Source organism: Nocardiopsis sp. NPDC055824 (assembly GCF_053616335.1).
The window spans coordinates 1-26,741 of sequence record NZ_JBSHDN010000088.1; the positions used below are offsets into that span (position 1 = coordinate 1).

Here is a 26,741-nt window from a genome sequence, read left to right on the forward strand (position 1 = left end):
GGCCGGGCCGCCCCCTCGCGGGCGGTGGCGGGCGGCGCCGGGACGGCGCGCGGCGAGCGGTCAGCAGCCCCCGGCGACGGCCGGGATGATGGAGACCTTGGCGCCGTCGGCGATCTCGGTCTGGAGGCCCTTCTCGAAGCGCACGTCCTCGTCTCCGACGTACACGTTGACGAAGCGGCGCACCTTGCCGTTGTCGTCGAGGATGCGGGCGCGGATGCCCGGGTAGTTGGCCTCCAGGTCGTCCAGGAGCTCGGCGAGGGTGCTGCCCTTCGCCTCGACCTCGGAGGCGTCGTCGGTGTAGGTGCGCAGGATGGTGGGGACGCGGACGCTGGCGCTCATGGCGGTGTTCTTCCTTCTGCTGTGGGTCGGCGGGCCGTCGCACGGCCCCGCCGGGACGGACTGTGCTTGCGGAGCGGCGGTCAGACGAGGCCCGCGTCGGTGAACGCGCTCAGGGACGGCTTGATCGTGGCCGTCACGCCGGCGTCCACCGCGTTGAGGGTCTTGAGCCCGTCCCCGGTGTTGAGCACCACGGTCCGCGCCTTCGGGTCGAGCCTGCCCTCGCGCACCAGCTTGCGGAGCACGCCCGTGGTGACGCCGCCCGCCGTCTCGGCGAACACGCCCTCGGTGCGGGCGAGGAGCTTGATGGCGTCGACGATCTCGTCGTCGCCCACGTGCTCCACGGAGCCGCCGGTGCGCTGGGCGATGTCGAGCACGTACGGCCCGTCCGCCGGGTTGCCGATCGCCAGCGACTTGGCGATGGTGTCGGGCTTGACCGGCTGGATGACGTCGATGCCCTTCTCCCATGCCTGCGCGACCGGGGAGCAGCCCGTGGCCTGGGCGCCGAAGATCCGGTACGGGCGGTCCTCGACCAGGCCGAGCTCGACCAGTTCCCGGAAGCCCTTGTCGATCTTGGTGAGCTGGGAGCCGGAGGCGATCGGGACGACGATCTGCTCCGGCAGCTGCCAGCCGAGCTGCTCGGCGATCTCGTAGGCCAGCGTCTTGGAGCCCTCGCCGTAGTAGGGGCGCAGGTTGACGTTGACGAACCCCCAGCCCTCGCCGGCCGGGTCGCCGATCAGCTCGGAGCAGAAGCGGTTGACGTCGTCGTAGTTGCCGTCGATGGCGACGACCTTGCCCCCGTAGACGGCGGCCATGACGACCTTGGCCTCCTCCAGCCCCGCGGGGATGAACACGCAGGAGTCGAACCCGGCGCGCGCGGCGGCGGCGCCGACCGCGCCGGCCAGGTTGCCCGTGGAGGAGCAGGACAGGGTGGTGAAGCCGAAGGTGCGCGCCGCCTCGACCGCGATGGCGACCACGCGGTCCTTGAAGGAGTGCGTCGGGTTGCCGGAGTCGTCCTTGACGTACAGGGAGTCGATGCCCAGCTCGGCGGCGAGGCGGTCGGCCTTCACCAGCGGGGTCAGGCCGGGGGCCATGTTGGGCAGCTCGGCCACGTTGTCCGGGACCGGGAGGAGGGAGCGGTAGCGCCAGATGCTGTTGGGGCCGCTCTCGATGTCGGCGCGGGTGACGTCACCGAACTCGTAGGCCACCTCGAGGGGGCCGAAGCAGAACTCGCAGGCGAACTTGGGGGTGAGTTCGTAGCGCCGGCCGCATTCGCGACAGGAGAGCGCGGTTCCGGGGCCGAAGGCGCGGACGGAGGTGGGTTCGGCGGCAGTGATCGCCATGGCGAGGCGTCTCCCCTCATCTTCCCTGGCGGACACCTTGTCCCCAGGCCGGAGTTGGCACCTGCCCCAGCCGCCTCACGGGTTCGTGAGTAGTGCGTGCTGGGATGGTTGCCGGGGCTTCGCAGGGCCGGTCCCTCCACCCCTCTGGATGAGCAATATGAAGTTGTGGGCGGTCCTGTCGGATCCGCACGGTCACTGTAACGGACTCGTCGGCCGGTTTTCCACGGCTGGTGATCCGGGTAACACTAACCCGCTCACATGCTGAGACGTCGCCGGTCGGCGCGCCGGGGGCGCGCGTGGCCTGTTTCGGGAGCGTGACGCCCGGCACCGTCGGCCCCGGAGGGGTTTGGGGCGGCTGTCGACCGGCGAGACATAAGGTGCGATCCGCTTCCGCGCAGGCCGCGCCCGACCGCCCCGGCGGCGGCGACGGCCCATCCGCACCTTCGAGAGGACGACCACGTGGACAAGGCCCAGATCCTCATCGCCTCCAACCGGGGACCGGTGTCCTTCTCCACCGCCGACGACGGTTCCCTGGAACAGCGTCGGGGCGGGGGCGGACTCGTGTCCGGCATGATCTCCGTCGCCACGGAGATCGACAGCCTCTGGGTGTGCGCCGCCCTGTCCGACGCCGACAGGCGGGCGGCGGAGGAGGCGCCCGGGGCCAGGCTGGACCGCGCGCACGACCTCGGCGGCATGCGGGTCCACATGCTGGACATCCCCGAGCGGACCTTCCAGGGCGCCTACACCGGGGTCGCCAACTCGACCCTGTGGTTCGTGCAGCACATGCTGTACGACATCCCGAACAAGCCGTCGTTCGGCTCGGAGTTCCGACGGCAGTGGGACGACTACACCGCCTACAACAACGCGTTCGCCGAGGCCCTGGTCACCGGCGCCGCGGACGGCGCCCGCGTGGCCGTGCAGGACTACCACCTGGCGCTGGTGCCGCGCATCCTGCGCACCCGCCGTCCCGACCTGCGCATCGCGCACTTCTCGCACACGCCGTGGGCGCCGCCGGAGTACTTCCGGATGCTGCCCGGGCACGTCGCCCGCGAGCTGCTGGAGGGCATGCTCGGCGCGGACCGGATCGGTTTCCTGAGCCCCCGCTGGGCGGACGCGTTCCTGCGCTGCTGCGCGGAGATCCTGCGCGCGGAGGTGGACTTCGCCCGGCGCACCGTGGAGTACGGCGGCCGGCTGGTCGGGGTGGGCGTGCACGCGCTCGGCGCGGACGAGGAGGGGCTGCGCGCGAGCGCCGCCGAGCCGGCCGTGGCCGCGCGCCGCGAGACCCTGCGGGAGGCCGTCGGCGACACCCGGCTCATCGTGCGGGTGGACCGCACCGAGCTGTCCAAGAACATCGTGCGCGGGCTGGAGGCGTACCGGGAGCTGCTGACCTCCCACCCGGAGTGGCGGGGCCGGGTGACGCACCTGGCGTTCGCCTACCCGAGCCGCGGGGACGTGCCCGAGTACCGCGAGTACACCGACGCGGTGATGCGGACCGCCAAGGAGATCAACGAGGAGTTCGCGACCCCCGAGTGGACGCCGCTGGTGCTGGAGGTCAACGACGACTACCCGCGGTCGCTGGCGTCGTTCCAGATGGCCGACGTCCTGCTGGTCAACCCGACCCGGGACGGCATGAACCTGGTGGCCAAGGAGGGGCCGGTGCTGTCGGAGCGCGACGCGGTGCTGGTGCTCTCGCGCGAGGCCGGCGCCGCCGACGAGCTGGGGCGGCACGCCCTGCTGGTCAACCCCTACGACACGCTGGAGACCGCGGAGGCGCTGCACCGCGCCCTGTCGATGCCCGGGGACGAGCGTCGCAAGCGCCGTGAGGGGCTGGCGGAGGCCGCCGTGGCCCTGCCGCCGCGCCGGTGGTTCCAGGACCAGCTGCGGTCCCTGGACTGACGCGGCCAGGCCGTGCCACGGCCACCGCCCGCAGTCCCGTCGACAACGGCCTCGCTCAAGCTGCTCGACGTCCGTAGGGGCATCCGGGGGCGGTGGACGCGTCCAGCGGCCCCGGGCCGGACCGCGAGAGGCCCCCGGGTGCGGATTCCGGGGCGGACGGCGCGGGTCCTGGGGCGCGGGCCCCCGGGGCCCGGACGCCCGACGGGGCCGCAGAGCGCCTCCGTCCCGGCCGGGGCCCGTCGTCGGGGCCCGGGGCGGCCTGCTGAGGACCGGCGGCCTGCCGGAGGGGGCCGGCGGGGCGCTCCGCACGGGTTCGCGCCCCGCGCCGCGCGGATCAGTCGCCCGGGGACGCCGTCCGCCGCGCCCGCGCCTCGTCGAGGAGCTGCTCCACGACGGCGGTCTTGGCGTCGGAGTAGTCCTGGATGCGGTCCCAGGTGCGCTCGGCCAGCTCGCGTTTGACCGCGGTGTAGCGTTCGCGCGCCCCGGCGTCGGCGATGAGGTGGTCCCGGAAGAGGCGCATCCGCTCCACCTCCTCGCAGCCCTCACCGAACACGTGCAGGTTGAGGTTGATGTCCGGCCCCTTGAGGACCCGGTGCTCGTACCAGTCGGGCTCCCTGATCACCACGGAGTAGCCGGCGGCCAGCAGGTCGGGCAGGTAGGAGGGCTCGTCGGCGGGGTCGGCGACGACCAGCAGCAGGTCGACGCACGGCTTCGCGGCCATGCCGGGGACCGCGGTCGATCCGACGTGCTCGAAGAGGAGCACGCGGTCGCCGAGGGCTGCGCGGACCTTCTCCGACTCGCGTTTGAACAGGTAGGGCCACTTGGCGTCGTACTGGGAGATGTGGACGCGGCCGTTGACGAGGTTGCGGGAGTCGGGGGAGGCGACCGGCGGAGCACCTCGTGAGGGCAACGGCGATGCTTCGAGGGGAGACATTCTCCAAAGCCTTGTCCCCCTGGGAGCCCGCGTCAAGAGCGTCCGAGCGTGCTTACATATGCACGCGCAGACGTCACATCACGGGCTGTGGGCCGGGTGTGACGAGCGGCGACGCTTCTCGCCCCGAAGGGCCGGAAGGGCCTTCCGGGAGGGCTCCGCGGGGGCCCGCGCGCCCTCGGGCCCCGGCTCCGGCGCGGCCCTCCACGCGCCTACCGGCGCACTGTCGCCCCGGTGCGGATCCGTGCCGCCGCCCGCGCGGTGGTGAGCCCTGCTCCCACAACTCCGAGGGCGCCCACCAGGACCGCGAGTGCGGGGAATAGCCAGAAGACGTCCACCGGGACGTAGCTGTTGTCCTGAAGTGCGGGAGCGACGAAAAACAGGAACACCGCCAACGCCGGGGCGACGCACTGGGGAAGCAAGCGCAGGGCGAACCTCCAAGCGGGCCAGGCGGCGCGGCGCGCGGCCCACCGCCGAGATCGCCACAGGCCAAGGGCGCCCAATGCCACGACGGTGACGGTGACCCCGCCGAGGACCAGGTCGATCACGGTCGCCGTTGCCCTTCCGGGATCGGTGGTGCGGTCCTCGGTCAGGTCGATGATGCCGGAACTGATCTCGTAGGCGTTCTCACGGGAGGGGGTGAAGCTGTTCAGCAGGACCACGACGCCGTAGCCGCTGCCGGGTACCAGGTCCTGCTGGGCGTTGTAGCCGGAGACGATGCCGCTGTGCGAGATCCGCGCGGGTGTCACCTGCGGTCCGCTGTGCCTCCAGCCGAGCCCCGCCCGTGTGGTTGAGGGCTGCTCCGTGTGGGACTCCTCGATGAGAGAGGCCGATAGCAGGCGCCGCCCGTCCGGGCCGATCCCCTCCCGCTGCTGCATGGCGAGCCAGGCCGCCATATCGTGCGACGTGCTCACCACTCCGCCGGCTCCGCTGTTCATCGCTTCCGGGGTGGGCGCAGGGAAGGCGCCACCGTAGGCGGTGATGTGCCCCCTGGAGAGCCCGTCGACGGGGTCGCGCGTGGTGGTGGTGGCGACGGTGTCCTCCATCCCCAGAGGGGTGAAGACCTCCTCGGCGAGGTGGTCGGTGAAGTCCCGGCCGGAGACCCGCTCCACGATGAGCGCCGCCATCCAGTAGTTGAGGTTGCTATAGAGGTAGGAGGTGCCGGGTTCGGCTGCCGGGGGCAGGCCCTCGATGCCGGCGACGCCCTCTTCCAGTGACCGTGCGGGGCCGACAACGGTGGGGTTGGGCAGCCCCGAGGCGTGGGAGAGGAGCTGGCGGACGGTGACGCCGTCAGGTGCGGCGTCGGGCAGGTACCGTGCCGCAGGCGCGTCGAGGTCCACACGGCCCTCGTCCACAAGCCGCAGCACGGCGAAGGCCGTGATCGACTTGGAGGCGGAGCCGATGCGCAGCCGGGTGTGCTCGGTGATCGGTCGGCCTTCAGCATCCTCGCCATAGCCCGCCTCATGCACGGTCTCGCCGTCCTTGACCACGGCGACGGCGGCCCCCGGTAGGCCGTGGCGGTCGAGGTAGGCGGTGACGAACGCGTCCACCTCTGCCGGGTCGAAGCCGTCCCGGGCGTGGGCGGGAGCCGCCACGGTGAGGAGGGCCGATATGGCCAGCAGCAGGCAGAGCAGGGGCGTCGGACGCATCGGATTCTTTCGGGGTGTCGGGAGCGAGGTCGGCGCGGAGGCGGATGGATCAGGGGCTCATCCGTGCATGCGTCACTCAGGCGCGACCGTACCCCCGGTCCGCAGTGCCGCGGATCAGGAATTTCCCTGGTTCCGTCCCCGGTTCCCCCGGGGCCGCCGCCAGGGGGATCCCTGATGGCCAGGCCACGTAGGGTCTCTGGCGCTCTCTGGGGGGCGGACCGAGTACGCCGGAAAGCGGCAATGGGCTGACCAACACCCCCGAGGAGCTGTTCGCGGTGGTGCTCGCGCTGAAGTGCTACCGGAAACAACAGCGCCAGCACTACCTCGGGGCCGGGCCGAGCGGGTCCCGGTCGCAGTGGCGCAACCCCGAGGACGGGCCGCCCTTGGATCGGTACATGGTCGCCTCCTGGCTCCGGCCGGCGCCCGGTGCGCCCGCTCGCAGGGCGGCCCGCCCCGCGTTGTCTCCGGGCCGGCCCAGGAGAGCGCTCGCTCACTCCGCCTTGCGGAGCTCGGAGTGGTGAAAATGCCACAGGTCCGCGAACGAGGCGACCTTGGTGAACTGCCACAGCCCCGGCATGAACTCGTAAGCGGACCACTCTCCGTCCGGCCTCACCTCGTTCGCGCACAGGAGCCAGAAGTCCGGACCGTGGTTGACCTTCAGAGCCGCGCCCAGCAGCAGGGAGTACTCGTCGTCGTTCTCTTCGCAGTACTCGGCGTAGAGCCCTGAGTACTCGCCCAGCCATTGGAGTTCGTCCAGTGAATCGACGCTCTCGATCCACCCTCCGGCGTCGTCCCAGCCGTTGGTCACCTGTAGGAAGGCCCGGTATGAGGGGGGCAGGGAGACCTGAAGGCCCAGCCGCCTTTCGGCCTGCTCCACCTCCTCGGCCGTAGCCGGGGCGCTGCCGAGCCAGCGGTCGGGCTGGCTGCCGACGGCCGCGGCCTCGGCGATGTGTGCGTCCAGGTGTTCGCGCCACTGGTCCGGTGTGGTCAGCCGGGGACCGAGAGGGGCGGCGCTGAGGTTCTCGATCACGATCGTCGTTTCCCGTTCCGGGGCTGGGGCGAAGAAGGTTATTGAAGAATGCGACGTGAGAACCGTGTTCCGTCGATCGGTCGAGGCCCGCTCGGCGTGCGCGTCCTGCCGCTGCCCACAACGTAGCGGCAGGCACCGACAGCAGAACCGGGGATTTTCAGGATGTCCTGGACAGCCGTGCGGGTACTTCGGGAGTGTTTTTTGGAGGCTTTCGGGTCGGCGAGCGGCCGTCCAGGCCATCTCTCGCAAGCCGATGTGCGAAGTTCAGCCTGGTTGTGCTTAACGAGCGCAGAGGCGCAGCGAGAGGCAGCCTGGTGGACGCGAGCCCGGAAGAATCCACACAACACGACCTAGGCGTCGCGGCTCTCGGTGCGCTTGCCCATGGCCTCTACCTACCCCGCTGATCAGCCCGTTGCCGCTTTCCGGTGTACTTGGTCCACCCGCCTGCAGCGATCCTCCTCGCCCCCCAAAGGCGCCCGGACACACCGGCGCCCGCCCCCGGGCGGGGGCGGGCGCGGGCACGGCGGGCGTCGGCCCGGATCAGTCGCCGCGCGTCTTGCGGCGGCGGCCGCCCCTCGGCTTGCGGCGGCTCGCGGGACCGGCCTCGGCGGCCCGCTCGGCGGCGATCTGCTCGTCCTCCTCGCGGCGCTCGGCCTCCACCCCGTAGGGGTCGGCCGTGCTGCGGCGGATCCAGACGACCAGCAGGACGACCCCGAGGACCACGACGGCGCCGACGGTGACGAACCACGCCCAGACGGGCACTCCCCCGGACTCCTCCCCCTCGTTCACGAGCTCCTCGTCGATGAGGGGGATGTCCTGCGCGATCCCGGCCGCCTGCGTCTGCGCGCTGGGCAGGTGCAGGGCGGGCAGTCCTCCGGGACCCTGCTGGGCGCCCTCGACCAGGGCCTCGCGGACCTGTTCGGGGCGCAGCTGCGGGAAGTCCGCGCGCAGGAGCGCGGCAGCGCCGGCCGCCATGGCGGCGGCGTACGGGGTGCCGGTCACCTGGACCTGCCCCATGTCGGGTCCGGCGGTCTCCAGGTCGGCCCCGGGGGCCGTCAGCCCGACGCCCGCGGCCTCCGGCGAGCCCGGGATGAGCTCGCCGCTCTCGGCGGTGCCGGCGACCGTGAGGACGTTCGCGTCGTCACGGCCCCCGGCCGGGCCCACGACCAGGGCGCCGTTGCGGACCGCGTCCTGGGTGGCGCCGGTCAGGTCCACCGACGCGTCGGTCTCCGGGAGCAGGATGACCTGGGCGCCCTCCTCCGCGGCGAAGCGGATGGCGGCGGGCAGCTCGTTCCCGGTGGGCAGCACCAGGAGCTCGGAGGCGGGCGCCACCCCCAGCACGCCGCCGTCGGCGTCCATGCCGTGGCCGTGCCCCGCGACCAGGGCGGCGGCGCCGCTGCCCTCGTCCCGGTCGCCGTCCTCACCGAACTGCGTGTCGACCGTGACGTTGTCCACCAGGTCGGGGTGGTCCTCGTAGACGGCGATCCCGGGCAGCGCCACGGTGATGCCCTGGCCCTGGGTCTCCTCCCAGAGCTCCCGGGCCCCGAGCGCCTGGAGGCCCCACTGCTCCGGGCTCAGGTCCGGTTGGCCATCGGCCGCGGCGGGGACCGCCGTCAGGCCGAGGACGGCGACGGCCGCGCAGGCCGCGGCGGTCCCACCAAGAACATGGCGTGTGTGTGTCCTGTCACGACTGTTGCCCCCGAGCACGTCTGGCTCCCTCGAACGATGCGGTCGACGTTCCACGCGGCCCTCCCCGGACCTCCCCAATCCTGTCATGAGCACAGGATTCAGGCGTGGACAAGTGACCCCAGGGGTAGAGAACGTAACTGTATCCCTGCTGCCAGTCCTGTGTTTTCGGGTCCGCATACGGCATGTCGAGTCGCTAGCATGAGTCGCGCCGATCCGGACAAACCAATTTCCCGTCCAGGGGGTGTCCCATGCCGAATATCGGTCCGACCGGAGACGGTCAGTCGGCCCTCGCCGAACGCGAACAGCGCATCCTCGCCTTCGAACGCCAGTGGTGGAAGTTCGAGGGCTCCAAGGAGCAGGCGATCCGTGACGAGTTCGGGTTCTCCGCGACCCGTTACTACCAACTGCTGAACGGGCTGGTGGAACGCCCCGAAGCCCTGGCGTTCGACCCGATGACGGTCAAGCGCCTGCGCCGGCTGCGCGCCGACCGCCGCCGCCAGCGCAACGCACGTCAGCTGGGCATCCAGCTCTGAGCCCCTTCCGCCTTCTCTTTTCGGTCACGTGAACGCGGTACCCGCCCGGGGCGACGACCTCACCCCGCGGGCAGCGTTCTCCACCGGATCCCCCGGGCGTGTCGCACCGGCCGATCCCGGCGCACCGCCCCTCCCCGGCCGGGGACGCCGACCGCCGCCGGGGATCCCGCCGCAGACCGGGACTCCCGTCACCGCGGCCCCGGCCCGGACCGGGCGCACGGGCCCTCCGGCTCTCCGGCGCTCCACCCGCCCTGATCCGCCCGCCCCGCCCCCGTGCGCGGCCCCACCGGAAAGGCCCTCCATGACCCTGCCCCGACCGAGCACGGACGCCGGACGCGCCGCGCTCGACGCCCTCGTCACCGACCCCGGACGCGCCCTGGCCGCCTTCGACTTCGACGGCACGCTCTCACCGATCGTGGACGACCCGCGCGAGTCCGCGCCCTACCCGGGGATCGTCGACACGCTCGCCGACCTGGCCGGGCTGATCGGCTCGGTCGCGATCATCACCGGGCGGCCCGCCGCCGCGGCGGTCGCCATGGGCGGGCTGGAGCGGGTCCCCGGCATCACCGTGCTCGGCCACTACGGCGCCGAGCGCTGGGAGGGCGGAGAGGTCCTGGCCGCCGACCCGCCGCCCGGCGTGGCCCTCGTCCGGGAGGAGCTTCCCGGCCTGCTCGCACGGGTGGGCGCGCCGGAGGGCACCTGGATCGAGGACAAGGGCCGGTCGTTGAGCGTGCACACGCGGCGCACCGCCGATCCCGACGGCGCGCTCGCCCTGGTCGCCCCCGCCCTGGCGGAGCTGGCCGAGCGGGCGGACCTCCGGCTGGAGCCGGGGCGGATGGTGGTCGAGCTCCGTCCACAGGGTGTGGACAAGGGTGCGACGCTCACCGCGCTGGTCGAGGAGACCGGTGCGGGCACGGTGCTCTACGCCGGGGACGACCTCGGCGACCTGCCCGCCTTCGGGGCCGTGGCCGCCCTGCGCGGGAAGGGCCTGCCCGGTCTGACCGTGTGCTCCTCCTCCGACGAGGTGACCGCGGTGGCCGAGGCCGCCGACCTGGTCGTGCCCGGCCCCGCCGGGCTGGCGGAACTGCTCGGGGAGCTCACGGCGGCGATCCGTGGGCCTGGGGCGTGAGCGCCGAGCGCGCCGCCGAGCGCAGATCCCCCAGCCCGACCCGGTCGCGCCCGTAGTGCACGGCGTTGGTGAGCACGCCCACGTACCGGCCGCTCTCCGGGTGCAGGAACAGGCTCGTCCCCGTGAACCCGTTGTGGTGGACCACCCCCTCGGGGGTGATCAGCCAGCCGAGCCCGCGCCACAGGCGCTGACCGGCGTCGACGTGCGGCTGCCAGCTCTCCCGCACGAACGGCGAGGGCACGGGGCCGGACCCGCCCCCGTGGAGCCGCAGCACCTCCCGGGCGTACGCGCCCAGGTCGATGGCGGTCGAGAACACGCCCGCGTGCCCCGCCACACCGCCCATCAGCGCCGCCGCCTCGTCGTGCACCACGCCCCAGGCGGGCGCGGCGCCCGGCAGGCGGCGCTCGGTGGGCGCCACGGCCGGTGACCGCGCCAGCGGCCCGTAGGCGGTCGAGCGCATCCCCAGTTCGTCCCAGAGGTCGCCGGCGAGCCGGTCCAGGCCGGTGTCGTAGAGGCGTTCCAGGAGCAGGCCGAGCAGGATGAACCCCCGGTCGACGTAGCGGTACCCGGGCTCCTCCAGCGGATCGGCGAGGATGGCCTCGGCCAGGTCCTGGTCGGCGCCCACGTAGCGCTCCAGCCACGTCACCGGGTTGAGCCTGGCCGTGTGGGTGAGGATCTGGCGCGTGGTCACCGAAGCGCCCGGCAGCCCCTCCGCGTCCAGGTATTCGGACATGGGGGCGTCCAGGTCCAGCACCCCCTCGGCGACCGCCCGGCCGACCAGGGGCCAGGTCGCCATCACCTTCGTCAGGCTCGCCACGTCGTAGGCGACGTCCGGAGCGGTGTCGCTCTCGCCGTCGGTCCGCCCCACCGCGACGAACTCCCACATGCCGCCGGTGCCGATGACGGCGGCGCCGCCGGGCAGCCATCCGGCGTCCACCATCACCTTCAGGACGCCGCGGATCCGCGCCCCGGTCTCCGTGAGCCAGTCACCATCACGCACAACACGTCTCCCCCCGGTCTGCTCCCCCTCGGCGGATACCCCGTTATCCGGTCGTTGTCACACGGTCGCCCAAGGGACACAGGACGAAACCCGTGCAGGTCAAGACCGTAATGCGGCCCCGTGTCCGCGAGGGCGCGGACCGGGGCACGGGGCGCGTCCGGCCGCGGGGCCGCGGAGTAGTGTGGCGCCGGAGAAGCCCCGAGGAGGACCATGAGCAGCCAGACCCCCGTACCCGCCGGATTCCGCGGCGTGGCCGGAAACATCGGGATCAAGGACCCGAAGGACGACTTCTTCGCGGTCGTGTCGGAGGTCCCCGCGAACGTGTCGGCCGTGTTCACCAGGTCCCGGTTCGCCGGGCCGAGCGTGCTGCTCAGCCGCAGGACGGCCGCGGACGGCCGGGCGCGCGGCGTCACCGTGATCGCCCGCAACGCGAACGTGGCCACCGGCCGGGTCGGCGACGACCACGCCCGCGAGCTGCAGGAGGGCGTGGCCCGCGCCGCCGGGGTGGCCCCCGAGGAGATCCTGGTCGCGTCGACCGGTGTGATCGGGCGCCCCTACCCGATGGAGAAGGTGCGCGCCCACCTGGAGGGGCTGCCCGCGGAGTTCCCCCCGGCGGACCTGGACCGCGCGGCGGGCGCGATGATGACCACCGACACCCACCCCAAGGCCGCCTCCGCCCGGGTGGGCGGCGCCACCGTCACGGGCATCGCCAAGGGCGTCGGCATGATCGAGCCGAACATGGCGACCATGCTGGCCTGGTTCTTCACGGACGCCGAGCTGGAGCAGCCGGTGCTCGACGAGGTGTTCCGCAGGGTGGTGGACCGGACGTTCAACGCGCTGAGCATCGACACCGACACCTCGACCAGCGACTCGGCGGCGGTGTTCGCGAACGGGCTGGCGGGTCCGGTGGACACCGCCGCCTTCGAGGCCGCCCTGTACGAGGTGGCCCTGAAGCTGGTGCGCATGATCGCCTCGGACGGCGAGGGCGCGGGCAAGCTCCTGGAGGTGCGCGTCACCGGTGCGCGCGACGACGCGCAGGCCAAGGTCGTCGCCAAGGCCGTCGTGAACTCGCCCCTGGTCAAGACCGCCGTGCACGGCGCCGACCCGAACTGGGGCCGGGTGGCGATGGCCGTCGGCAAGTGCGAGGAGGAGACCGACATCCTGCCGGAGAACGTGCGGATCGTCTTCGGCGACGTGGAGACCTACCCCGCCGAGCCCTCGGACGAGGTCCTGGAGCGCGCCTCGCAGCACATGAAGGGCGACGAGGTCCTGATCGGCGTCGACCTGGGGATCGGCGGCGGGGAGTTCACCGCCTACGGCTGCGACCTGACCGAGGGCTACATCCGGATCAACGCCGACTACACCACCTGAGCCGGCGGGGCCGGGCGGGGACCGCCGTCCCGTCCCGGCCCGGTCCGCGCGGGGCGGGCTCTCGGCGGAGGTCCCGCCGGGCGCCCGCCGTCCCGCGCGCGGCGGGGCCGGAGCCCCGCCGGGCGGGCTCAGATGTGCACGGCCGGACCGTCGGTCATCCTCCCCGAGCGCATGAGGAGCGACAGCGCCGCCGCCGCCAGCATGACCGCGGCGGCGATGGTGAAGGCCAGGTGCAGGCCGTCCATGAAGGCGAGGTTGCTGGCCTGGGTGACGGCGGCCGCGACCTCCGGGGAGGCCCCCTCCGGCAGGACCGCGCCGCCCTGGGCCACGACGCTCTGCATGTCGACGAGGTCGTCCGCGGAGGGCTCGGCGAGCCCCGCGCCCGCGAAGTGGCCGGGCAGGGTGGAGACGATGGTCGCCGACATGACCGCGCCGAGCACCGCGGTGCCGAGGGAGCCGCCGAGCTGCATGGCGGCCTGCTGCACCGCCGAGGCGACCCCCGCCAGGCGCACGGGCGCGTTGCCGATGATCGCGGCGGTGGCGCCGGTCATGATCAGGCTCAGTCCCGTGCCGAGCAGGACGAAGGCGGCCGACATGAAGACCACGCCGGTGTCGGTCTCCAGCCGGGACAGCATGAACATGCCCGCCGAGGCCAGCAGCAGGCCGACCGTCGTGGGCGGACGGGCTCCGACGCGGTCCAGGACCCGTCCGGCGATGGGCGAGGTGACCGCCATGAGCGCGGTCATGGAGATGAGCTGGAGCCCGGTCCGGGCGGGGCTCATGCCCTGGATGCCCTGGAGGTAGAAGGTGATGAAGAACAGCGACCCCATCAGGCTCAGCGCCATGGCCACCGTGAGGAGCGTTCCGATGGAGACCGAGGGGTTGGCGAACAGCGCGAGGGGCAGGAGCGGCTGTTCAGGTCGGCGCTCCCAGAGCAGGAAGGCGCCGCCGAAGAGGACCGCGGCGGCGAGCGAGCCCAGTGTGACCGGGTGGCCCCAGCCCGCGGCGGGCGCCTCGACGAGGGCCCAGACCAGGGCGAAGATGGCGACGCTGATCAGCACGATGCCGGGGACGTCCATGCGGCTGCCGGGGTCGGTCGCGCGGTTGGCGGCGAGCAGCCACAGGCCGAGGGCCAGGGCGGCGGCGCCGACCGGGACGTTGATGTAGAAGACGGCCTCCCAGCCGAAGGCGTCCACGAGGATGCCGCCGAGGATCGGGCCGCCGGCCGTGGCCGCCCCGATGAGGCTGCCGAAGACGCCGAAGGCCCGGCCCAGCTTGCTGGGCGGGAACCCGGAGCGCAGCAGGCCCATCGCCGAGGGCAGGAGCAGGGCTCCGAAAACCCCTTGCAGGACGCGGAAGGCGATGAGCATGGCGACGCCCGAGGACAGCGCGATCGCCACCGAGCTGAGCACGAAGCCGACCACGCCCACCAGGTAGGTGTTGCGGTGGCCGAACCGGTCCCCGATCTTGCCCGCGGTGATCAGGAAGACCGCCAGTCCGAGCAGGTAGCCGTGGGTCACCCACTGGAGCTCGGCGAGCGAGGCCCCCAGGCTCGCGCCGATGGCGGGGTTGGCGACGGCCACGATGGTGCCGTCCAGCGCCACCATCATCACCCCGAAGGCGATGGCGACCAGGGTCGCCCAGGGGCTCTCCCGGAGCCGTCCCCGCGGAGCGGGCGGACCCGCGCCCTCCGCTCCCGTGGTCACCGGTTCCGTCGCCGCCGTCATGTGGCCCCCCGCTCGTCGTCCGCTTGCGAGCGTGATTATGACAGTGGCTGACAGATTACAGCAACTGCTTTTTGTCAGTGACTGACGTAATCTGTTTCACTGTTGTATCCTCGTGGCGAAGCAACCGACACGTGGGAGGCCGCTCCATGGCCGCGACGAGCGCCGAGCCCTGCCAGACCCCGGCGGAGGCCGGGCTGCGCGAGCGCAAGAAGGCCCGGATGCGGGAGTCCCTGCTCGACGCGGGGCTGCGGCTGTTCCACGAGCACGGCTACCAGGGGACCACCACCGAGGAGATCGCGGCCTGCGCCGGGGTCTCCCAGCGCACGTTCTTCCGCTACTTCGCCTCCAAGGAGGACGTCGTCCTGGAGGCGGTCGAGGGCGTGGACGAGTACCTGTACGCCGCCCTGCGCTCCCGGCCCGCCGACGAGCCCCCGTTCACGGCCCTGCGCAACGCGATGCACGAGCACTGGGGCTACCTGGACCGCGAGTCCCTGCACATCCAGGGCAGCGCGATGGGCGTCATCACCGGCAACCCCGAGCTGATCGACCTCAACGCGCGCTACTGCCTGAGCAGGCAGCTGCGGCTGGCCGGGGTGATCGGCGAGCGCACCGGCACGGATCCGGACACCGACCCGCGCCCGGGCGTGCTCGCCGCCGTGTTCCTCTCCGTCATCACCAGCGCCCACCAGGCGTGGTGCGGCTCAGGGTCCAGGGACACCGACGACCTGGCCGAGGCGATCCGCGACCGGCTCGCCCTGGTGCCCGAGGTGGTCTGCGGGACCTGGGAGCCCCCCGCCACCGCGTCCTGACCCCTGGGGGCGGGCGGCGGGCCGGGTGCGGGACCCTGGCGGCGGCTTCCGGCCGGGGTCCCGGGCGCGGTGGCGCCCCGGCACGCGGGGCCCGGGGCCGACCGGTCCGGCGGCACACGAGAGCGCCCACGTCCCGGCGGGACGTGGGCGCGTGGGGCTCCGGACCGGTGTCAGCGGATCAGTCCACGGTCTCCGGGTGGGCGGCCGAACGCACCGCCTCGCGCGCCCGGCCGGCGCTGGAGGCGGCCGTCGCCAGCTCGGCCAGGCGGCGGCACTCCCCCTGGCTGTGGCGGGCCAGGGCGTGGCGTACCGCGGGGAGCGCGGGGGCCGACATCGACAGGCTGGTCGCCCCCAGGCCCACCAGCACCAGGGCGAGGAGCGGGTCGGCGGCGGCCTCGCCGCACACGCCCACCGGGCGCCCCGACCGCTCGCCCGCCGCGCCCACGGCGCCGACCAGCGCCAGGAGGGCGGGCTGCCACGGGTCGAGCAGGTCGGGAAGGGTGCCCAGGGTGCGGTCGGCGGCCATCGTGTACTGGGCGAGGTCGTTGGTGCCGATCGACACGAAGTCCACGCGGCTCATCAGCCGGTCGGCGAGCAGCGCCGCCCCCGGGACCTCGATCATCACACCGGCCTCGCGGATCCCGGCCTCGCGCGCCAGCGCCACGAAGTCGGCCGCCTCGTCGGGCGTCGACACCATCGGCGCCATCACCCGCACCCGCGCGCCCGTCTCCTCGGACGCGGCAGCGATCGCGGCGAGCTGGTCGGTCAGGAGGCCGGGGTGCACGCGGGAGGTCCGGAACCCCCGCACGCCCAGGGCCGGGTTGTCCTCGTGGCCCGTCTCCACGAACGCCAGCGGCTTGTCCGAGCCCGCGTCCAGGGTCCGCACCGTGACGGTCCGCCCCGAGAACTCCTCGAACAGCCGCGTGTAGGTGTCGGTCTGGGCGGCCACCGTCGGCGGGTCGGCGCGGTCCAGGAACAGGAACTCGGTGCGCAGCAGGCCCACGCCCTCGCTGTCGTGCGCGCCCGCCTCCTTGGGGTCGCCCTCCCCCGCGTTGAGCAGCAGGGCGACGGGGACCCCGTCCTCGGTCCGGCCGGGGCCCGTGGACTCCGCGAGCAGGGCGCGCCGGCGCTCGGTGCGCCGCAGCATCCGGTCGGCCAGCTCGGCGTCGGGCTCGGGCTCGACGGTCCCCGCGTCGCCGTCCAGCGCCACCGGGACCCCGTCGCGCAGGGTCTCGGCGCCCGGACAGCCCACCACGGCGGGGATGCCGAGCGCGCGGGCCAGGATCACGGTGTGGCTGGTGGGTCCGCCGAGTCGCGTGACGATCCCGAGCACCTGCTCGGGGTCGAGCCGGACGGTGTCGGCGGGGGCGAGGTCGTCGGCGACCAGCACGTGCGCGACACCGGGGTCGGGCAGACCGGGCATCGGAAGGCCGAGGAGCAGGGCGGTGGCGCGGTCGCGGATGTCGGCGAGGTCGGCGGCGCGCTCCGCCAGGTAGCCGCCGGCGGCGAGCATCAGCTCCTGGTAGGCGCCGCACGCGGAGTGCACCGCCCATGCGGCGGGCTCGCCGGCCTCGGCGCGCTCCTCGACCCGCCGCCCCAGCTCGGGGTCGCGGGCCATGAGCGCCAGCGCGCCCAGCACCGCGGCGGCCTCGCCGGTGAGCTGCGCGGCCTGGGCGTCGAGCAGGTCGGCGACCTTCTCCAGGGCCCCGCGTGCGGTGGACGCCTCGGTCCGGGGGTCGCCGGGCTCGGGCCGCTCCGCCGGGAGGGCGGGCGGGTCGGCCATCCGGGCGACCGGGCCGACGGCGACGCCGGGGCTGGCCGGGATGCCCGACAGCCGGGTGGCACCGGCGGTGGGCGAGGGGTGTTCGGTCTGCGCCATGGTCGCTCCGTACGTCGGTGGGCGGTGGGCGGCCCGGGGGGACGGGCCGAGGGATCTGTGCCCCGGATCGCGCCGCGGGACTCCTGGACGGGTCGGGACGGGTGCGGTCGGGGGTGGGGAGTGGGGGCGGGCTGGGCTGTGGTGCGGTGCTGGGCTGTGGTGCGGTGCGGTGCGGTGGTGCGGGGCCGGATCGGTATGGGCCGGGTTGCCTGGACCGGTACAGGCCGGGTTGCCTGGCGGGCGGGGACCGGAGCCGGGTCGGTGCGGGTCGGGCTCCCGGGCCGGGCCGGTGCGGGGTCAGGGCACCGGAGGGGCCGGGAGGAGGTCGCGGGTCGGGGGACCGGGGCGCTCCGCCGGGTCGGCGGCGGCTGCCGGGCAGCACGGTGCCGGACGGGCCTTCGGCCCCCCTGTATCAAGCAAACCCCGGAACGGCCGCGCCCGGTAGGGGCTGTGGACAACCCCGCCGGGGGCCGGGCCGTAGGGGCCGCCCCCGGCGGGGTGGCCCCTACGGTCCGGCCCCGGGAGGAGGCCCGTCACCGCCTCCGTCCCGGGTCCGCGCCCGTGCGGGGCCTACGGCTGGATGGTGACCTTGATGGCGGTGCCGGAGGCGACCGTCTCGATGGCCTTGTGCACGTCCGACAGGGCCATGCGCTCGGTGATCAGGTCGGCCACGGGGACGGCGCCGGACGCGATCAGCTCCAGGGCGCGGCGGTTGTGCTCCGGGCTGGAGCCGTTGGCCCCGAAGATGGAGATCTCCCGGTAGTGCACCAGGTTGGAGTCCAGCTGGATGATCGGCGCGTCCTTGGGCAGGCCGCCGAAGAAGCTGATCCGGCCGCTGCGCGACACCATGCGCAGGGCGTCCTCCTGGGCGCGCCCGGAGGCGGCGGCGGTGATGACCACGTCGGCGCCCCGGCCACCGGTCAGCTCGAGGACCGTCTCGACCGCGTCGACCTCCTCGCCGCAGATGGTGGCGTCCGGCTGGACGATGTTCGCGGACATGTCGAGGCGGCCGCGGTTGATGTCCACCAGGTACACCTTCGCGGCGCCCTTGGCGCGCGCCAGCCGGACGTGCAGGCAGCCGATCGGGCCGGCGCCCATGACGACGACCGTGTCGCCCTCTCCGACCCCGGCGATCTCCTGGCCGTTGAGCACGCAGGCGAGCGGCTCGGCGACGGAGGCCTCCGCGAGGTCGATGTTCTCGGGCACCCGGTTGACCCCGTCCACGGCCAGGACCGACTCGGGGATGATCATGTACTCGGCGAAACCGCCGTCGTAGTGGTAGCCCATCGACTCCTGGTTGGAGCACACCGTGAAGCGGCCGTCGGCGCACTCGACGCAGGTGCCGCAGGGGATGGCCGCGATGACCTGGACGCGGTCGCCCTCGGCCCAGCCGCTGACGCCCTCGCCCACCTCCACGATGCGCCCGGCGATCTCGTGGCCGATCACGCGGGGCGGACGGATGTGGTGGTGGCCGTGCCGGGAGATCTTCACGTCCGTGCCGCAGGTGGAGCAGTTGACGACGGCGATCTTGAGCTGTCCGGGTCCGGCGGTCGGCTCGGGGGCCTGCTCCAGTCGGATGTCACCGGGCGCGTAGAAGCGGGCGACGAGCATGTTCGGGCCTTTCTGGTGGTGCCCCGCCGGGCCGGGACCCGGCCCGGCGGGTGAAGTGGTGGACTGACCGGCCGGTGGGCCGGCGCGGGGGGCCTCGTGGGTGGGGCCGCTCAACCGCTCCGGCCGGGGCCGAGCAGGTCGATGACCTCGTCCGGGGTCGCGGCGGAGCGCAGGCGCGCCGCCTTCTCCGGGTCGGTGAGCACCCCCGCCAGGGACGAGAGCACGCCCAGGTGCTCCTCCCCGGAGGCGGCGATGCCGATGGCCACGTACACGGTGGGCCCGTCCCAGTCGACCCCGTCGGGGAACTGGAGGACGGCCAGCGCGGTCTCCTTGACCAGGGCCCGCCCGGCGTCGGTACCGTGCGGAATGGCCACTCCCTCGCCCACGAAGGTGGGGACGGACGCCTCGCGTTCGTGCATGGCGGCCACGTAGCCCGGCTCGACGGAGCCCAGTTCGACCAGGAGCGCACCGCACTGGTCGATGGCGTCGGCCTTGTCGGCGGCGACGCGGCCCAGGCGCACCGCGTCGGCGGTCAGGGCGAGGTCAGTCGGCAAGGGTCTCCCCGTTCCGGATGGCCTGCTCCAGACGCGCGAAGGCGGGGTCGCCCAGGAACATCTGGAAGCCGACCACGACGGTGTCGGGCACCCGGGTCTTCGCACGCGCGACCAGGCCCGCCTGGCACAGGACGACGTCGGCGGTGTCCGGGATGCGGTCCACCGCGGAGTGCTCGACGGTCACGCCGTGGGGCGAGAGGGTCTTCTTCAGCTGGGAGGTCAGCAGGACGCTGCTCCCCATGCCGGCGTCGCAGGCGACGACGACCTTCTTGATGTCCGACCCCTGGATGCTGCTCATGCTGTGGTCTCCTGGTTCTCTGCAGCGGCCTGCTTGGCCTTCTCCTCCTTCGCCGCCTTGCGCTCGGAGCGGCCGAAGCCGAGCAGGAGCGAGGCGAGGACGAACGAGACGATGGTGGCGGCGACGACACCGGCCAGGACGCCGAGGTGGCCTCCGGGCGGGGTGACGGCCATGAGGGCGATGATGCTGCCGGGCGACGCGGCCGAGACGAGCCCGGCGTCCATGACCATGAAGGTCGCGACACCGGACATGCCGCCGCCGATCACGGCGAGGATCAGCTTCGGCTGGGCGAGGATGTACGGGAAGTAGATCTCGTGGATGCCGCCGAAGAGGTGGATGACGATCGCGCCGGGCGCGGTGGCGCGGCTGACCTTCGGGCCGAAGAGCATGCAGGCCAGGAGGATGCCCAGACCGGGGCCGGGGTTGGCCTCGATGAGGAACTCGATGGCGCTGCCCTCGGCGAGCGCGCGGGCCGAGCCCAGCGGGGTGAAGACGCCGTGGTTGATGGCGTTGTTGAGGAAGAGGACCTTGGCGGGCTCGACGATGATCGACACGAGCGGCAGCAGGCTCATGTCGATGAGGAACTGCACGCCCGCGCCCAGGGCGTCGGCGATGGTCCGGACGACCGGGCCGATGACGTAGGCGCCGAGGATCGCCAGGAGCGCGGCGAGGATGCCCGCGCTGAAGTTGTTGACCAGCATCTCGAAGCCGGCCTTGATGCGCGGCTGGACGAGCCGGTCGAACTGCTTCATGAGGTAGGCGGCGAGCGGGCCCATGGCCATCGCGCCCAGGAACATGGGGATGTCGGCGGAGACGATGACGCCCATGGTGGCGGCCGCGCCGACGACGCCGCCCCGCTGCTCGTACACCAGGGTTCCACCGGTGTAGGCGATCAGCAGCGGGAGCAGGAACTTGATCATCGGGTCGACGAGCTGGCCCAGGTACTCGTTGGGGAGCCAGCCGTCGGGGATGAACAGGGCGGTGATGATGCCCCAGGCGATGAACGCGCCGATGTTGGGCATCACCATGCTGGCAAGGAACCCGCCGAAGCGCTGGACGCCGGAGCGCACCGCGGTGAGTCTGCCGCTGCTCTGCTGTGTGGACATGGGGGACCTCCTGGGAGGTTCGACGGGCGGTCTGCCGCGCCGGTGTGGGGAGAAGGTGACGGGGTGGGGCGCCCGGGAGGGACGGGGCGGCCGGTTCAGGACGGTGAACCGTCGTCCCCGGCGCCGTGCCGGGCGCCCGGTCTGGTCAGACCACCTGGACGCGGGGTCCGGAGGCCTCCAGTTCTTCGGCGAGCCCTGTGGCGAGCCCGGTGTCGGTGATGACCAGGTCGAGGTCCTCGACCGCGGCGAAGCGGGCGAAGTGGTCGTTGCCGACCTTGGTGTGGTCGGCGAGGAGCACCGAGCGCCGCGCGGACTTGATCATGGCGCGCTTGACCTCGGCCTCGGCGGGATCGGGAGTGGTGAGCCCGCGTTCGACGGAGACGCCGTTGCTGGCGATGAAGGCCACGTCCACGTAGGACTCGGCGAGGGACCTCAGTGCCCAGGCGTCGACGGTCGCCTGCGTGCGTGTGCGCAGTCGGCCGCCGAGAAGCATGAGGTTGATGTTGGTGCGCGGAGTGAGCGTCAGCGCTATGGACAGGGAGTTGGTGACGACGGTGAGCTCCCGGTCGGCGGGAAGCTGTTCGGCGAGGCGTCCCGTGGTGGAGCCGGCGTCGAGCAGGATCGCGCCCTCGTCGGGGAGTTCGGCCAGGGCGGCCTTGGCGATGCGCTCCTTCTCCTCTGTCATCACGGAGTCGCGCACATTGAGCGTGGGCTCGAAGCCCAGCCGCTCGACGGGGATCGCGCCACCGTGGACCCTGCGCAGCACACCGTGGCGCTCCAGCGCCGTGAGGTCGCGACGGATGGTCTCGTAGGTCACGTCGAACTCCGCGGCGAGCCCCGTCACGTCGACCCGGCCGTCACGGCGGGCGCGCTCGAGGATCACCTTCTGGCGCTCTTCCGCGTACATGTTGGATCACCTGTGTTTCGGTGTGGTTTTCGGTGAGTTTAATCGTGTTGCCTGGGACACACAAGGGGTACCCCTACCCAATATCGCAGCAATCTCGCCGAAGCCCCACGCCCGGAGCGCGCCGATCGGGCAGTCTGACCAGGGAGAGCGGAGCGTGAACATCTGAGCACCCCTGGAGGCGTCCGGGCCGCGAACCACACATCGCACCCGACGCCCCGCCTCCGAACCGGAAACCCGGACACAATAGTGTTGACATACACAGACAAACACACATAATCAAAGGCAGTCCCACATCCGGGCCGGGCTGGGCGCGGACACCTCGAAGAGAGAACCGATGATCCTGACCCTCACCCCCAATCCGAGCGTGGACCACACCCTGGAGGTCGAGCGCCTCATACGGGGCGAAGTCCTGCGGGTGTCGGCCACCCGTGCGCAGGCGGGCGGCAAGGGCGTCAACGTCGCAAGGGCCCTGCGCGTGGCGGGCGTCCCCACGAGGGCCGTCCTCCCCGTGGGCGGAGGCGGCGGCGCCGAACTCGTCACCCTGCTCGGCGACCTTCCCTGCGTCACCGTCCCCATCGCCGGGGAGACCCGGGCCAACGTCGCCGTGACCGAGACCGACGGCACCACCACCAAGCTCAACGCCCCCGGCCCCACCCTGACCCCCGGGGAGACCGACGCGCTCCTGGCCGCCCTGGAGGACGAGCTGTCCGCCGGTCCGGAGTGGGTGGTGGCGAGCGGCAGCCTCCCGGCCGGCGCGCCCGACGACCTGTACGTGCGCGTGGCCGAACTCGCCGCCTCCTACGGGGTGGCGCTGGCCCTGGACACCTCGGGCAAGCCCCTGGAGGCGGCGGCCCGAGCCGGGTCGGTGTCGCTGCTCAAGCCCAACCACGAGGAGCTGGCCGGGCTCATCGGCCGGGAGCTGCCGACGGTCGGCGACGTCGTCGGCGCCGCACGCGAGGTCCTGGGGTGGGGCAACAGCTCCGCCCTGGTGACCCTGGGGGGCCACGGTGCGATACTCGTGGACCCCGAGAACACCTGGTGGGCACGCGGACCCGAGGTCCGCACGCGCAGCACGGTCGGCGCGGGCGACTGCTCCCTCGCCGGGTTCCTGGGCGCGGGCGACTCCCCCGTCGAACGGCTGCGGCACGCCGTGGCCTGGGGCACCGCCGCGGTGTCCCTGCCGGGAACGACCGTCCCCTCCCCCGGGGACGTGGCCTCCGACTCGATCACCGTGGTGGCCGACCCCGACCCCCTGTCGCCGGTCGACCAGCTCTGACGTTCCGAAACCGTGAACAGGCCGGGACCTCCCCCGGCCGACGACTACTCCCCGAGGACTGACATGCCCCAGCGCACCGTGGCCATCGGCTCGCCCCAAGGCCTGCACGCACGCCCGGCCTCCCTGTTCGTCCAGGCCGTCAACGCGTCCGGCCTGCCCGTCACCGTCGCCCGCGAGGGCGGCGACCCGGTGGACGCGCGCAGCGTGCTCGCGGTGATGGCGATGGGCGCGAAGCACGGCGAGACCGTGACCCTCGCCGCCGAGGAGTCCGAGACCTCCGACAAGGTCCTGGACGAACTGGTGGAGATGCTGGCCACCGACCTGGACGCCTGACCCGGGTCGGGACCCCGGAGCCCGGTACCGTCGCGCGGCGGCACCGGGCTCCGGCCTGTCCGGGGTGCCGGGGATGCCCGGGATGCCCCGGGTGCCCGGCGGCACCGCGCCGGGGAGGGCCGGTTCGCCCTGGCCCCGCCCGCCCGCCGGGGCTACGGTTGCGCCATGGACTCCTCGCGTGACGACACCGCCCTCCGACCCTCCGGGATCTGTCGGCGTGGGCACCACGACTGGAAGCACGACGCCCCCGGGGCGAAGCGGAAGATCTGCACCCGGTGCCGTTCCATGTCGATGACGAACTACTGCGACTGCGCCGAGTGCCAGGCCGCCGACCCGGACGGCACCGCCGGCCCCGTCTTCTGACCGGGTCCCCGCCAGCGCCCGCTCTCGGCCCCGCGTGTGCGAGGAGCACGGCCCTCATCTTCTGGAGGCAGCGGGCCGGTACCCACCCGGTGGACGTGCCCGTGTGGCTCAGGCCAGGCGCAGTTCCTCGACCAGGCGGGCCACCTGCTCCCGCTGGGCGGCGGCGAGGCCCAGGAGCGGACGCGGCAGACAGTGCGGGGGGACCAGCTCCAGGTGTTCGGCGATCGCGGCCGTCACGCGCAGGCTGCCGTGGGCGGCGAACATCTCCCACAACGGCCGCAGGCGATCGGACTCGGCGACGGCGGCCTCGGAGTCACCGTTGAGAGCGGCTTTCACCAGGGGCAACACCGTGTTGGGCACAGTGCCGCCCAGCACGGAGAACCAGGTCCGGCAGCCGGCGTTCAGACCGGTGGCGGCCGCGCCGTCACCGGAGACGCCGATGCTCACGTGGTCGGGAACAGCCTCTCGGACCGCGGCGACGTGCTCGCGGGCGGCGGCCGGGTCCAGCGGCACCGGAGGGATCTTGATCGCGGCCACCTTCGGCAGCGCGGCGATGCGCGCGTACAGCTCGTTCGAGAAGGTGAAGTGCGTCGTGCCCGGGTTGTCGTAGACCACCAGCGGCACCGACAGCTCCGCGGTGACCTCCTCGTAGAGCCCGAACACGTCGTCGTCGGTGAGCGCCTGGTAGCTCATCGGGGCCAGCAGCACACCGGCCGCGCCGGCTTCCTGAGCGTCCTGGGCCAGCGCCCGCACATGGGAGGTGCGCAGCGCTCCGATGCCGACGATCACCGGGGTGTCGCCCGCCGAGCGCACGGCGGCGCGGGCCACCCGGCGGCGCTCCTCACGGTCGAGGTAGGCATAGGAACCGGTCGAACCCAGCGCGCCGATCGAATCGACGCCCGCCCGGACCAGGCGGGCGATGAGCCCGGCGTAGGCGCGCTCGTCGAAGCGGTCGTCGTCCAGCGGGGTCAGGGGGAAAGCGCTCAGTCCTGTGAACACGGTGTCTCCTGGTCGATCGGGGCGAAGGCGGTCGCCGGGCGGGCGGTGAAGGCGTCGACGTTCTCACGCCAGGTCTCCGACCCGCGCTGCTCCATCCAGTCGCAGCGCGCGGTGATCATCGACGCGACGCCGGGGGTGTCGTCCTCGGTGGCGGGACGCATGGTGAACACGGCTGATCCTCTCAGCGCAGGAACGCGGTGGCGGACAGGTGCAGGCTCAGGACTTCCAGGATCTTCGCATCGCGCTTTTCGAGGTGGCGTCAGGGCGTGACGGGGTGGTCCCAGTGTCGGCCGGCCGCCTCGCACGACACCCGGTAGAAGTCCGGTCCGGGGTCGGCGTCCAGGGTGAAGGCGTCCAGTGCGGGAAGACCGGCTTCCCGGAGCCGCCGGTAGGCGTCCGCCAGTTCTGCGCCCAGGTCGCGGTCGCCGCCGCCGGTCACGGTGCCGTCCGGCCACACGTACGCCCACGCCGGTCCGGCGCCCGTCCACACGATGCGGCCGTGGCCGCCCCGGAAGGGGCGGACCCCGGTGCCCAGGCGCACGCCGGGCAGCATGAGCATGAGCCGGGTCAGCGTTCCCGAACCGATGAGTTCGCCCGAACCGACCGGGAAGCCGGGGGCCTGTGCCGGCGGTTGTCCGAGGCCGGGGAAGGGCAGGTCGCCCGGACGCTGCGTGCGGTCGCGCATGAACGCCGCCTCGCGCACGAACGGCCCCGACGCGCGCCCACCGCGCACCGTCAGGGCGGCGATCGGCGTGCTGTGCGCGGCCGGGTGCGGGCTCCAGGGGAGCACGAGCACCGCCCCGTCATCTGCGGCGGTGAGCCAGGCTCGCGGCGTTCCAGCCGGTACCGGTGCCGATCTCCAGGACCCGCCTCCCCTCGCCCACTCCGGCGGCGGCGATCATGTCCGCCATGACCTGGGGTGCGGAGGAGGACGAGGTCGGTTCGTTGCGCGGGCCGCCCCCGCCGTCGTTGGCCTGGGTGGTGACCGCGTCGGTGCCGTAGACCAGTCGCGCCCACCTGTCGGGGTCCGCGGTCCGGTACAGGGGGAGGCCGGTCGCGTCGGGCCAGACCATGTCGGGGATGAAGCGGTGCCGGGGGTGGGCGGCGAACGCGGCGCGGATCGCCTCGGGGGTGTCGAGGCGTTCCACCAGGACGGAGTGGAGGGCGTCGAGGTCAGCTGTCACTTCTCTCCCGTTCCCTTGCAGCCGGAGCATGTGACGACGTCCTGGTGCGACCAGCCGCCACCACTGCCGTCACCGTCGGTGTTGATGACGACGGTTCCTTCACCATTGCGCATGGAGCACTTGGCCACGGGGATTCTCCTGCTCAGTCGGGACGCTGCGGTCCTACCCCGGGGACGGGTCCGGTGGGGGATCTGGCCGGACCCGGAGGTCAGACCGCGCCGCCGGTGTTGCCGATCATCCGCCGGAGCACCTTGAGCGCGGTGACGTAGTCGGCGTCGTCGATGCCCTCGTGGATCGCGTCGCGGATCGCCGGGGCGTTCCGCTTGAGGCCGACGCGGGCCTCCTCCCCCGCCTCGGTGAGCCACAGCCGCCCCTCGCCGTCGCGGGTCAGCCAGCCGCGCCCGAGCAGCGGCTCCGCCTCTGCCGCGAGATCGTCCTCGGGCCTGAGGTAGGAGGCCATGGCCTCGCGGAGCTCGGGAACGGTCCTCCCCTGCCCGTCGGGCGAGAGGTCGTTCTCCGACAGGTTGCGCAGCAGCCAGAACTGGGGCTGGGTGTAGCCGAGTTCGGCCTGGCGTGCTCGGGTGAACGCGATGAGGGACTCGTAGGCGACCCCGGTCCAGTACGCGGCCGGCTGGGCGGCGAGTCCGGCGTCGGAGGGGTTCTGCGTCGTCATGGCGGGGGCCTTCCAAGGAGGATCGGGCGAGACCCCCACCGTAAAACCTCAACATTAGTTGACATCAAGGCCCCGGTCCGGCCCCGCTGCGGCCCGGCCCCGGCCGGGGCCGGGC

General features: G+C 73.0%; 26 protein-coding genes, 1 pseudogene and 1 riboswitch. Of the genes and pseudogenes, 8 read left to right on the forward strand and 19 right to left on the reverse strand.

Annotation, left to right across the window (positions count from 1 at the left end; translation table 11 throughout):
• Nucleotides 1-60: 60 nt before the first annotated feature.
• Together ACWGL3_RS18335 and thrC are read right to left on the reverse strand one after the other, a co-directional pair.
• Nucleotides 61-339, reverse strand: coding sequence for a ubiquitin-like small modifier protein 1 (locus ACWGL3_RS18335; protein ID WP_267947919.1), 279 nt, complete (start codon nucleotides 337-339; stop codon nucleotides 61-63).
• An 80-nt stretch (nucleotides 340-419) separates the two neighbouring features.
• Nucleotides 420-1,679, reverse strand: a complete 1,260-nt coding sequence (gene thrC, locus ACWGL3_RS18340; RefSeq protein WP_267947918.1) for a threonine synthase — start codon at nucleotides 1,677-1,679, stop codon at nucleotides 420-422.
• 13 nt (nucleotides 1,680-1,692) lie between these two features.
• Nucleotides 1,693-1,834, reverse strand: a riboswitch (SAM riboswitch).
• A 304-nt stretch (nucleotides 1,835-2,138) separates the two neighbouring features.
• Here thrC and ACWGL3_RS18345 point away from each other — a divergent pair.
• Nucleotides 2,139-3,575 carry an alpha,alpha-trehalose-phosphate synthase (UDP-forming) gene (locus ACWGL3_RS18345; protein WP_267947917.1) on the forward strand — a complete coding sequence of 479 codons (1,437 nt, stop codon included), beginning with the start codon at nucleotides 2,139-2,141 and terminating at the stop codon, nucleotides 3,573-3,575.
• A gap of 334 nt (nucleotides 3,576-3,909) precedes the next feature.
• On the opposite strand, the gene ACWGL3_RS18350 is transcribed toward ACWGL3_RS18345, so the two are convergent.
• The 4 genes from ACWGL3_RS18350 to ACWGL3_RS18365 all read right to left on the reverse strand — a co-directional run bounded on the left by ACWGL3_RS18350 (nucleotide 3,910) and on the right by ACWGL3_RS18365 (nucleotide 8,892).
• Nucleotides 3,910-4,509 carry a GrpB family protein gene (locus ACWGL3_RS18350; protein ID WP_267947916.1) on the reverse strand — a complete coding sequence of 200 codons (600 nt, stop codon included), beginning with the start codon at nucleotides 4,507-4,509 and terminating at the stop codon, nucleotides 3,910-3,912.
• Between the two features lie 209 nt (nucleotides 4,510-4,718).
• Entirely contained in the window at nucleotides 4,719-6,155 is a 1,437-nt protein-coding gene (locus ACWGL3_RS18355) for a serine hydrolase domain-containing protein (protein WP_267947915.1), read from the reverse strand.
• 490 nt (nucleotides 6,156-6,645) lie between these two features.
• Entirely contained in the window at nucleotides 6,646-7,185 is a 540-nt protein-coding gene (locus ACWGL3_RS18360; RefSeq protein WP_267947914.1) for an SMI1/KNR4 family protein, read from the reverse strand.
• Nucleotides 7,186-7,725: 540 nt separating this feature from the next.
• The gene (locus ACWGL3_RS18365) at nucleotides 7,726-8,892 is read right to left on the reverse strand and encodes a S8 family serine peptidase (protein WP_267947913.1); all 1,167 of its coding nucleotides are present in this window, start codon (nucleotides 8,890-8,892) and stop codon (nucleotides 7,726-7,728) included.
• Nucleotides 8,893-9,122: 230 nt separating this feature from the next.
• On the opposite strand from ACWGL3_RS18365, the gene ACWGL3_RS18370 reads away from it, so the two are divergent.
• Both ACWGL3_RS18370 and otsB read left to right on the forward strand, forming a co-directional pair.
• Nucleotides 9,123-9,407, forward strand: coding sequence for a DUF3263 domain-containing protein (locus tag ACWGL3_RS18370; protein WP_267947912.1), 285 nt, complete (start codon nucleotides 9,123-9,125; stop codon nucleotides 9,405-9,407).
• Nucleotides 9,408-9,708: 301 nt separating this feature from the next.
• Complete coding sequence (gene otsB, locus ACWGL3_RS18375) at nucleotides 9,709-10,536, forward strand: trehalose-phosphatase (protein WP_267947911.1); 828 nt, start codon at nucleotides 9,709-9,711, stop codon at nucleotides 10,534-10,536.
• On the opposite strand, the gene ACWGL3_RS18380 is transcribed toward otsB, so the two are convergent.
• Nucleotides 10,505-11,536 (reverse strand): serine hydrolase domain-containing protein, encoded by a 1,032-nt coding sequence (locus ACWGL3_RS18380; protein ID WP_267947910.1) that lies wholly within the window; start codon nucleotides 11,534-11,536, stop codon nucleotides 10,505-10,507. The genes otsB and ACWGL3_RS18380 overlap by 32 nt on opposite strands.
• 210 nt (nucleotides 11,537-11,746) lie before the next feature.
• Between ACWGL3_RS18380 and argJ the strand changes: the two genes are divergently transcribed.
• Nucleotides 11,747-12,907, forward strand: coding sequence for a bifunctional glutamate N-acetyltransferase/amino-acid acetyltransferase ArgJ (argJ, locus tag ACWGL3_RS18385; protein WP_267947909.1), 1,161 nt, complete (start codon nucleotides 11,747-11,749; stop codon nucleotides 12,905-12,907).
• A 128-nt stretch (nucleotides 12,908-13,035) separates the two neighbouring features.
• Here argJ and ACWGL3_RS18390 read toward each other — a convergent pair whose 3' ends face one another.
• Complete coding sequence (locus ACWGL3_RS18390; protein WP_267947908.1) at nucleotides 13,036-14,634, reverse strand: MFS transporter; 1,599 nt, start codon at nucleotides 14,632-14,634, stop codon at nucleotides 13,036-13,038.
• A gap of 146 nt (nucleotides 14,635-14,780) precedes the next feature.
• Between ACWGL3_RS18390 and ACWGL3_RS18395 the strand changes: the two genes are divergently transcribed.
• Nucleotides 14,781-15,443 carry a TetR/AcrR family transcriptional regulator gene (locus ACWGL3_RS18395; protein ID WP_267947907.1) on the forward strand — a complete coding sequence of 221 codons (663 nt, stop codon included), beginning with the start codon at nucleotides 14,781-14,783 and terminating at the stop codon, nucleotides 15,441-15,443.
• Nucleotides 15,444-15,621: 178 nt separating this feature from the next.
• On the opposite strand, the gene ptsP is transcribed toward ACWGL3_RS18395, so the two are convergent.
• The 6 genes from ptsP to ACWGL3_RS18425 all read right to left on the reverse strand — a co-directional run bounded on the left by ptsP (nucleotide 15,622) and on the right by ACWGL3_RS18425 (nucleotide 21,798).
• Nucleotides 15,622-17,322: a phosphoenolpyruvate--protein phosphotransferase gene (gene ptsP / locus ACWGL3_RS18400; RefSeq protein ID WP_267947906.1), complete on the reverse strand. Its 1,701-nt coding sequence runs from the start codon at nucleotides 17,320-17,322 to the stop codon at nucleotides 15,622-15,624.
• A gap of 570 nt (nucleotides 17,323-17,892) precedes the next feature.
• On the reverse strand, nucleotides 17,893-18,933 hold the full coding sequence (locus ACWGL3_RS18405) for a zinc-dependent dehydrogenase (RefSeq protein WP_267947905.1): 1,041 nt from the start codon (nucleotides 18,931-18,933) through the stop codon (nucleotides 17,893-17,895).
• Nucleotides 18,934-19,043: 110 nt separating this feature from the next.
• Complete coding sequence (locus ACWGL3_RS18410; protein WP_267947904.1) at nucleotides 19,044-19,487, reverse strand: PTS sugar transporter subunit IIA; 444 nt, start codon at nucleotides 19,485-19,487, stop codon at nucleotides 19,044-19,046.
• Nucleotides 19,477-19,785, reverse strand: coding sequence for a PTS sugar transporter subunit IIB (locus tag ACWGL3_RS18415; protein WP_267947903.1), 309 nt, complete (start codon nucleotides 19,783-19,785; stop codon nucleotides 19,477-19,479). The genes ACWGL3_RS18410 and ACWGL3_RS18415 overlap by 11 nt, the downstream gene beginning before the upstream one ends.
• Nucleotides 19,782-20,891: a PTS mannitol transporter subunit IICB gene (mtlA, locus tag ACWGL3_RS18420; protein ID WP_267947902.1), complete on the reverse strand. Its 1,110-nt coding sequence runs from the start codon at nucleotides 20,889-20,891 to the stop codon at nucleotides 19,782-19,784. The genes ACWGL3_RS18415 and mtlA overlap by 4 nt, the downstream gene beginning before the upstream one ends.
• A 145-nt stretch (nucleotides 20,892-21,036) precedes the next feature.
• A complete protein-coding gene (locus tag ACWGL3_RS18425) occupies nucleotides 21,037-21,798 on the reverse strand; it encodes a DeoR/GlpR family DNA-binding transcription regulator (RefSeq protein ID WP_267947901.1) in 762 nt (253 codons plus the stop codon).
• 334 nt (nucleotides 21,799-22,132) lie between these two features.
• On the opposite strand from ACWGL3_RS18425, the gene pfkB reads away from it, so the two are divergent.
• The 3 genes from pfkB (at nucleotide 22,133) to ACWGL3_RS18440 (ending at nucleotide 23,770) form a co-directional block, all read left to right on the forward strand.
• Complete coding sequence (pfkB, locus tag ACWGL3_RS18430) at nucleotides 22,133-23,074, forward strand: 1-phosphofructokinase (RefSeq protein ID WP_267947900.1); 942 nt, start codon at nucleotides 22,133-22,135, stop codon at nucleotides 23,072-23,074.
• Nucleotides 23,075-23,137: 63 nt separating this feature from the next.
• Nucleotides 23,138-23,407: an HPr family phosphocarrier protein gene (locus ACWGL3_RS18435; RefSeq protein WP_267947899.1), complete on the forward strand. Its 270-nt coding sequence runs from the start codon at nucleotides 23,138-23,140 to the stop codon at nucleotides 23,405-23,407.
• Nucleotides 23,408-23,572: 165 nt separating this feature from the next.
• Nucleotides 23,573-23,770: a hypothetical protein gene (locus tag ACWGL3_RS18440; protein ID WP_267947898.1), complete on the forward strand. Its 198-nt coding sequence runs from the start codon at nucleotides 23,573-23,575 to the stop codon at nucleotides 23,768-23,770.
• A 108-nt stretch (nucleotides 23,771-23,878) separates the two neighbouring features.
• Here the strand turns inward: ACWGL3_RS18440 and ACWGL3_RS18445 are convergent, their stop codons facing one another.
• The 5 genes and pseudogenes from ACWGL3_RS18445 to ACWGL3_RS18465 all read right to left on the reverse strand — a co-directional run bounded on the left by ACWGL3_RS18445 (nucleotide 23,879) and on the right by ACWGL3_RS18465 (nucleotide 26,626).
• Nucleotides 23,879-24,769 carry a dihydrodipicolinate synthase family protein gene (locus ACWGL3_RS18445; protein WP_267947897.1) on the reverse strand — a complete coding sequence of 297 codons (891 nt, stop codon included), beginning with the start codon at nucleotides 24,767-24,769 and terminating at the stop codon, nucleotides 23,879-23,881.
• A complete protein-coding gene (locus tag ACWGL3_RS18450; RefSeq protein WP_267947896.1) occupies nucleotides 24,754-24,939 on the reverse strand; it encodes a hypothetical protein in 186 nt (61 codons plus the stop codon). Before ACWGL3_RS18450 ends, ACWGL3_RS18445 begins: the two co-directional genes overlap by 16 nt.
• Nucleotides 24,940-25,028: 89 nt before the next feature.
• Nucleotides 25,029-25,983: pseudogene (locus tag ACWGL3_RS18455) on the reverse strand (protein-L-isoaspartate(D-aspartate) O-methyltransferase).
• Nucleotides 25,950-26,081: a hypothetical protein gene (locus tag ACWGL3_RS18460; protein WP_267947895.1), complete on the reverse strand. Its 132-nt coding sequence runs from the start codon at nucleotides 26,079-26,081 to the stop codon at nucleotides 25,950-25,952. Before ACWGL3_RS18460 ends, ACWGL3_RS18455 begins: the two are co-directional and overlap by 34 nt.
• An 80-nt stretch (nucleotides 26,082-26,161) precedes the next feature.
• Complete coding sequence (locus tag ACWGL3_RS18465; RefSeq protein WP_267947894.1) at nucleotides 26,162-26,626, reverse strand: MarR family winged helix-turn-helix transcriptional regulator; 465 nt, start codon at nucleotides 26,624-26,626, stop codon at nucleotides 26,162-26,164.
• Between the last annotated feature and the right edge of the window lie 115 nt (nucleotides 26,627-26,741).

Bases quoted from the DNA above. Each gene is read 5' to 3' on its own strand.
- ACWGL3_RS18405 (WP_267947905.1), bottom strand. From the start codon at position 18,933: ATGCTCGTCGCCCGCTTCTACGCGCCCGGTGACATCCGACTGGAGCAG.
- ACWGL3_RS18395 (WP_267947907.1), top strand. From the start codon at position 14,781: ATGGCCGCGACGAGCGCCGAGCCCTGCCAGACCCCGGCGGAGGCCGGG.
- ACWGL3_RS18350 (WP_267947916.1), bottom strand. From the start codon at position 4,509: ATGTCTCCCCTCGAAGCATCGCCGTTGCCCTCACGAGGTGCTCCGCCG.
- ACWGL3_RS18335 (WP_267947919.1), bottom strand. From the start codon at position 339: ATGAGCGCCAGCGTCCGCGTCCCCACCATCCTGCGCACCTACACCGAC.
- ptsP (WP_267947906.1), bottom strand. From the start codon at position 17,322: ATGGCGCAGACCGAACACCCCTCGCCCACCGCCGGTGCCACCCGGCTG.
- ACWGL3_RS18435 (WP_267947899.1), top strand. From the start codon at position 23,138: ATGCCCCAGCGCACCGTGGCCATCGGCTCGCCCCAAGGCCTGCACGCA.
- mtlA (WP_267947902.1), bottom strand. From the start codon at position 20,891: ATGTCCACACAGCAGAGCAGCGGCAGACTCACCGCGGTGCGCTCCGGC.
- thrC (WP_267947918.1), bottom strand. From the start codon at position 1,679: ATGGCGATCACTGCCGCCGAACCCACCTCCGTCCGCGCCTTCGGCCCC.
- ACWGL3_RS18355 (WP_267947915.1), bottom strand. From the start codon at position 6,155: ATGCGTCCGACGCCCCTGCTCTGCCTGCTGCTGGCCATATCGGCCCTC.
- ACWGL3_RS18425 (WP_267947901.1), bottom strand. From the start codon at position 21,798: ATGTACGCGGAAGAGCGCCAGAAGGTGATCCTCGAGCGCGCCCGCCGT.
- pfkB (WP_267947900.1), top strand. From the start codon at position 22,133: ATGATCCTGACCCTCACCCCCAATCCGAGCGTGGACCACACCCTGGAG.
- ACWGL3_RS18415 (WP_267947903.1), bottom strand. From the start codon at position 19,785: ATGAGCAGCATCCAGGGGTCGGACATCAAGAAGGTCGTCGTCGCCTGC.
- otsB (WP_267947911.1), top strand. From the start codon at position 9,709: ATGACCCTGCCCCGACCGAGCACGGACGCCGGACGCGCCGCGCTCGAC.
- ACWGL3_RS18390 (WP_267947908.1), bottom strand. From the start codon at position 14,634: ATGACGGCGGCGACGGAACCGGTGACCACGGGAGCGGAGGGCGCGGGT.
- ACWGL3_RS18465 (WP_267947894.1), bottom strand. From the start codon at position 26,626: ATGACGACGCAGAACCCCTCCGACGCCGGACTCGCCGCCCAGCCGGCC.
- ACWGL3_RS18440 (WP_267947898.1), top strand. From the start codon at position 23,573: ATGGACTCCTCGCGTGACGACACCGCCCTCCGACCCTCCGGGATCTGT.
- argJ (WP_267947909.1), top strand. From the start codon at position 11,747: ATGAGCAGCCAGACCCCCGTACCCGCCGGATTCCGCGGCGTGGCCGGA.
- ACWGL3_RS18370 (WP_267947912.1), top strand. From the start codon at position 9,123: ATGCCGAATATCGGTCCGACCGGAGACGGTCAGTCGGCCCTCGCCGAA.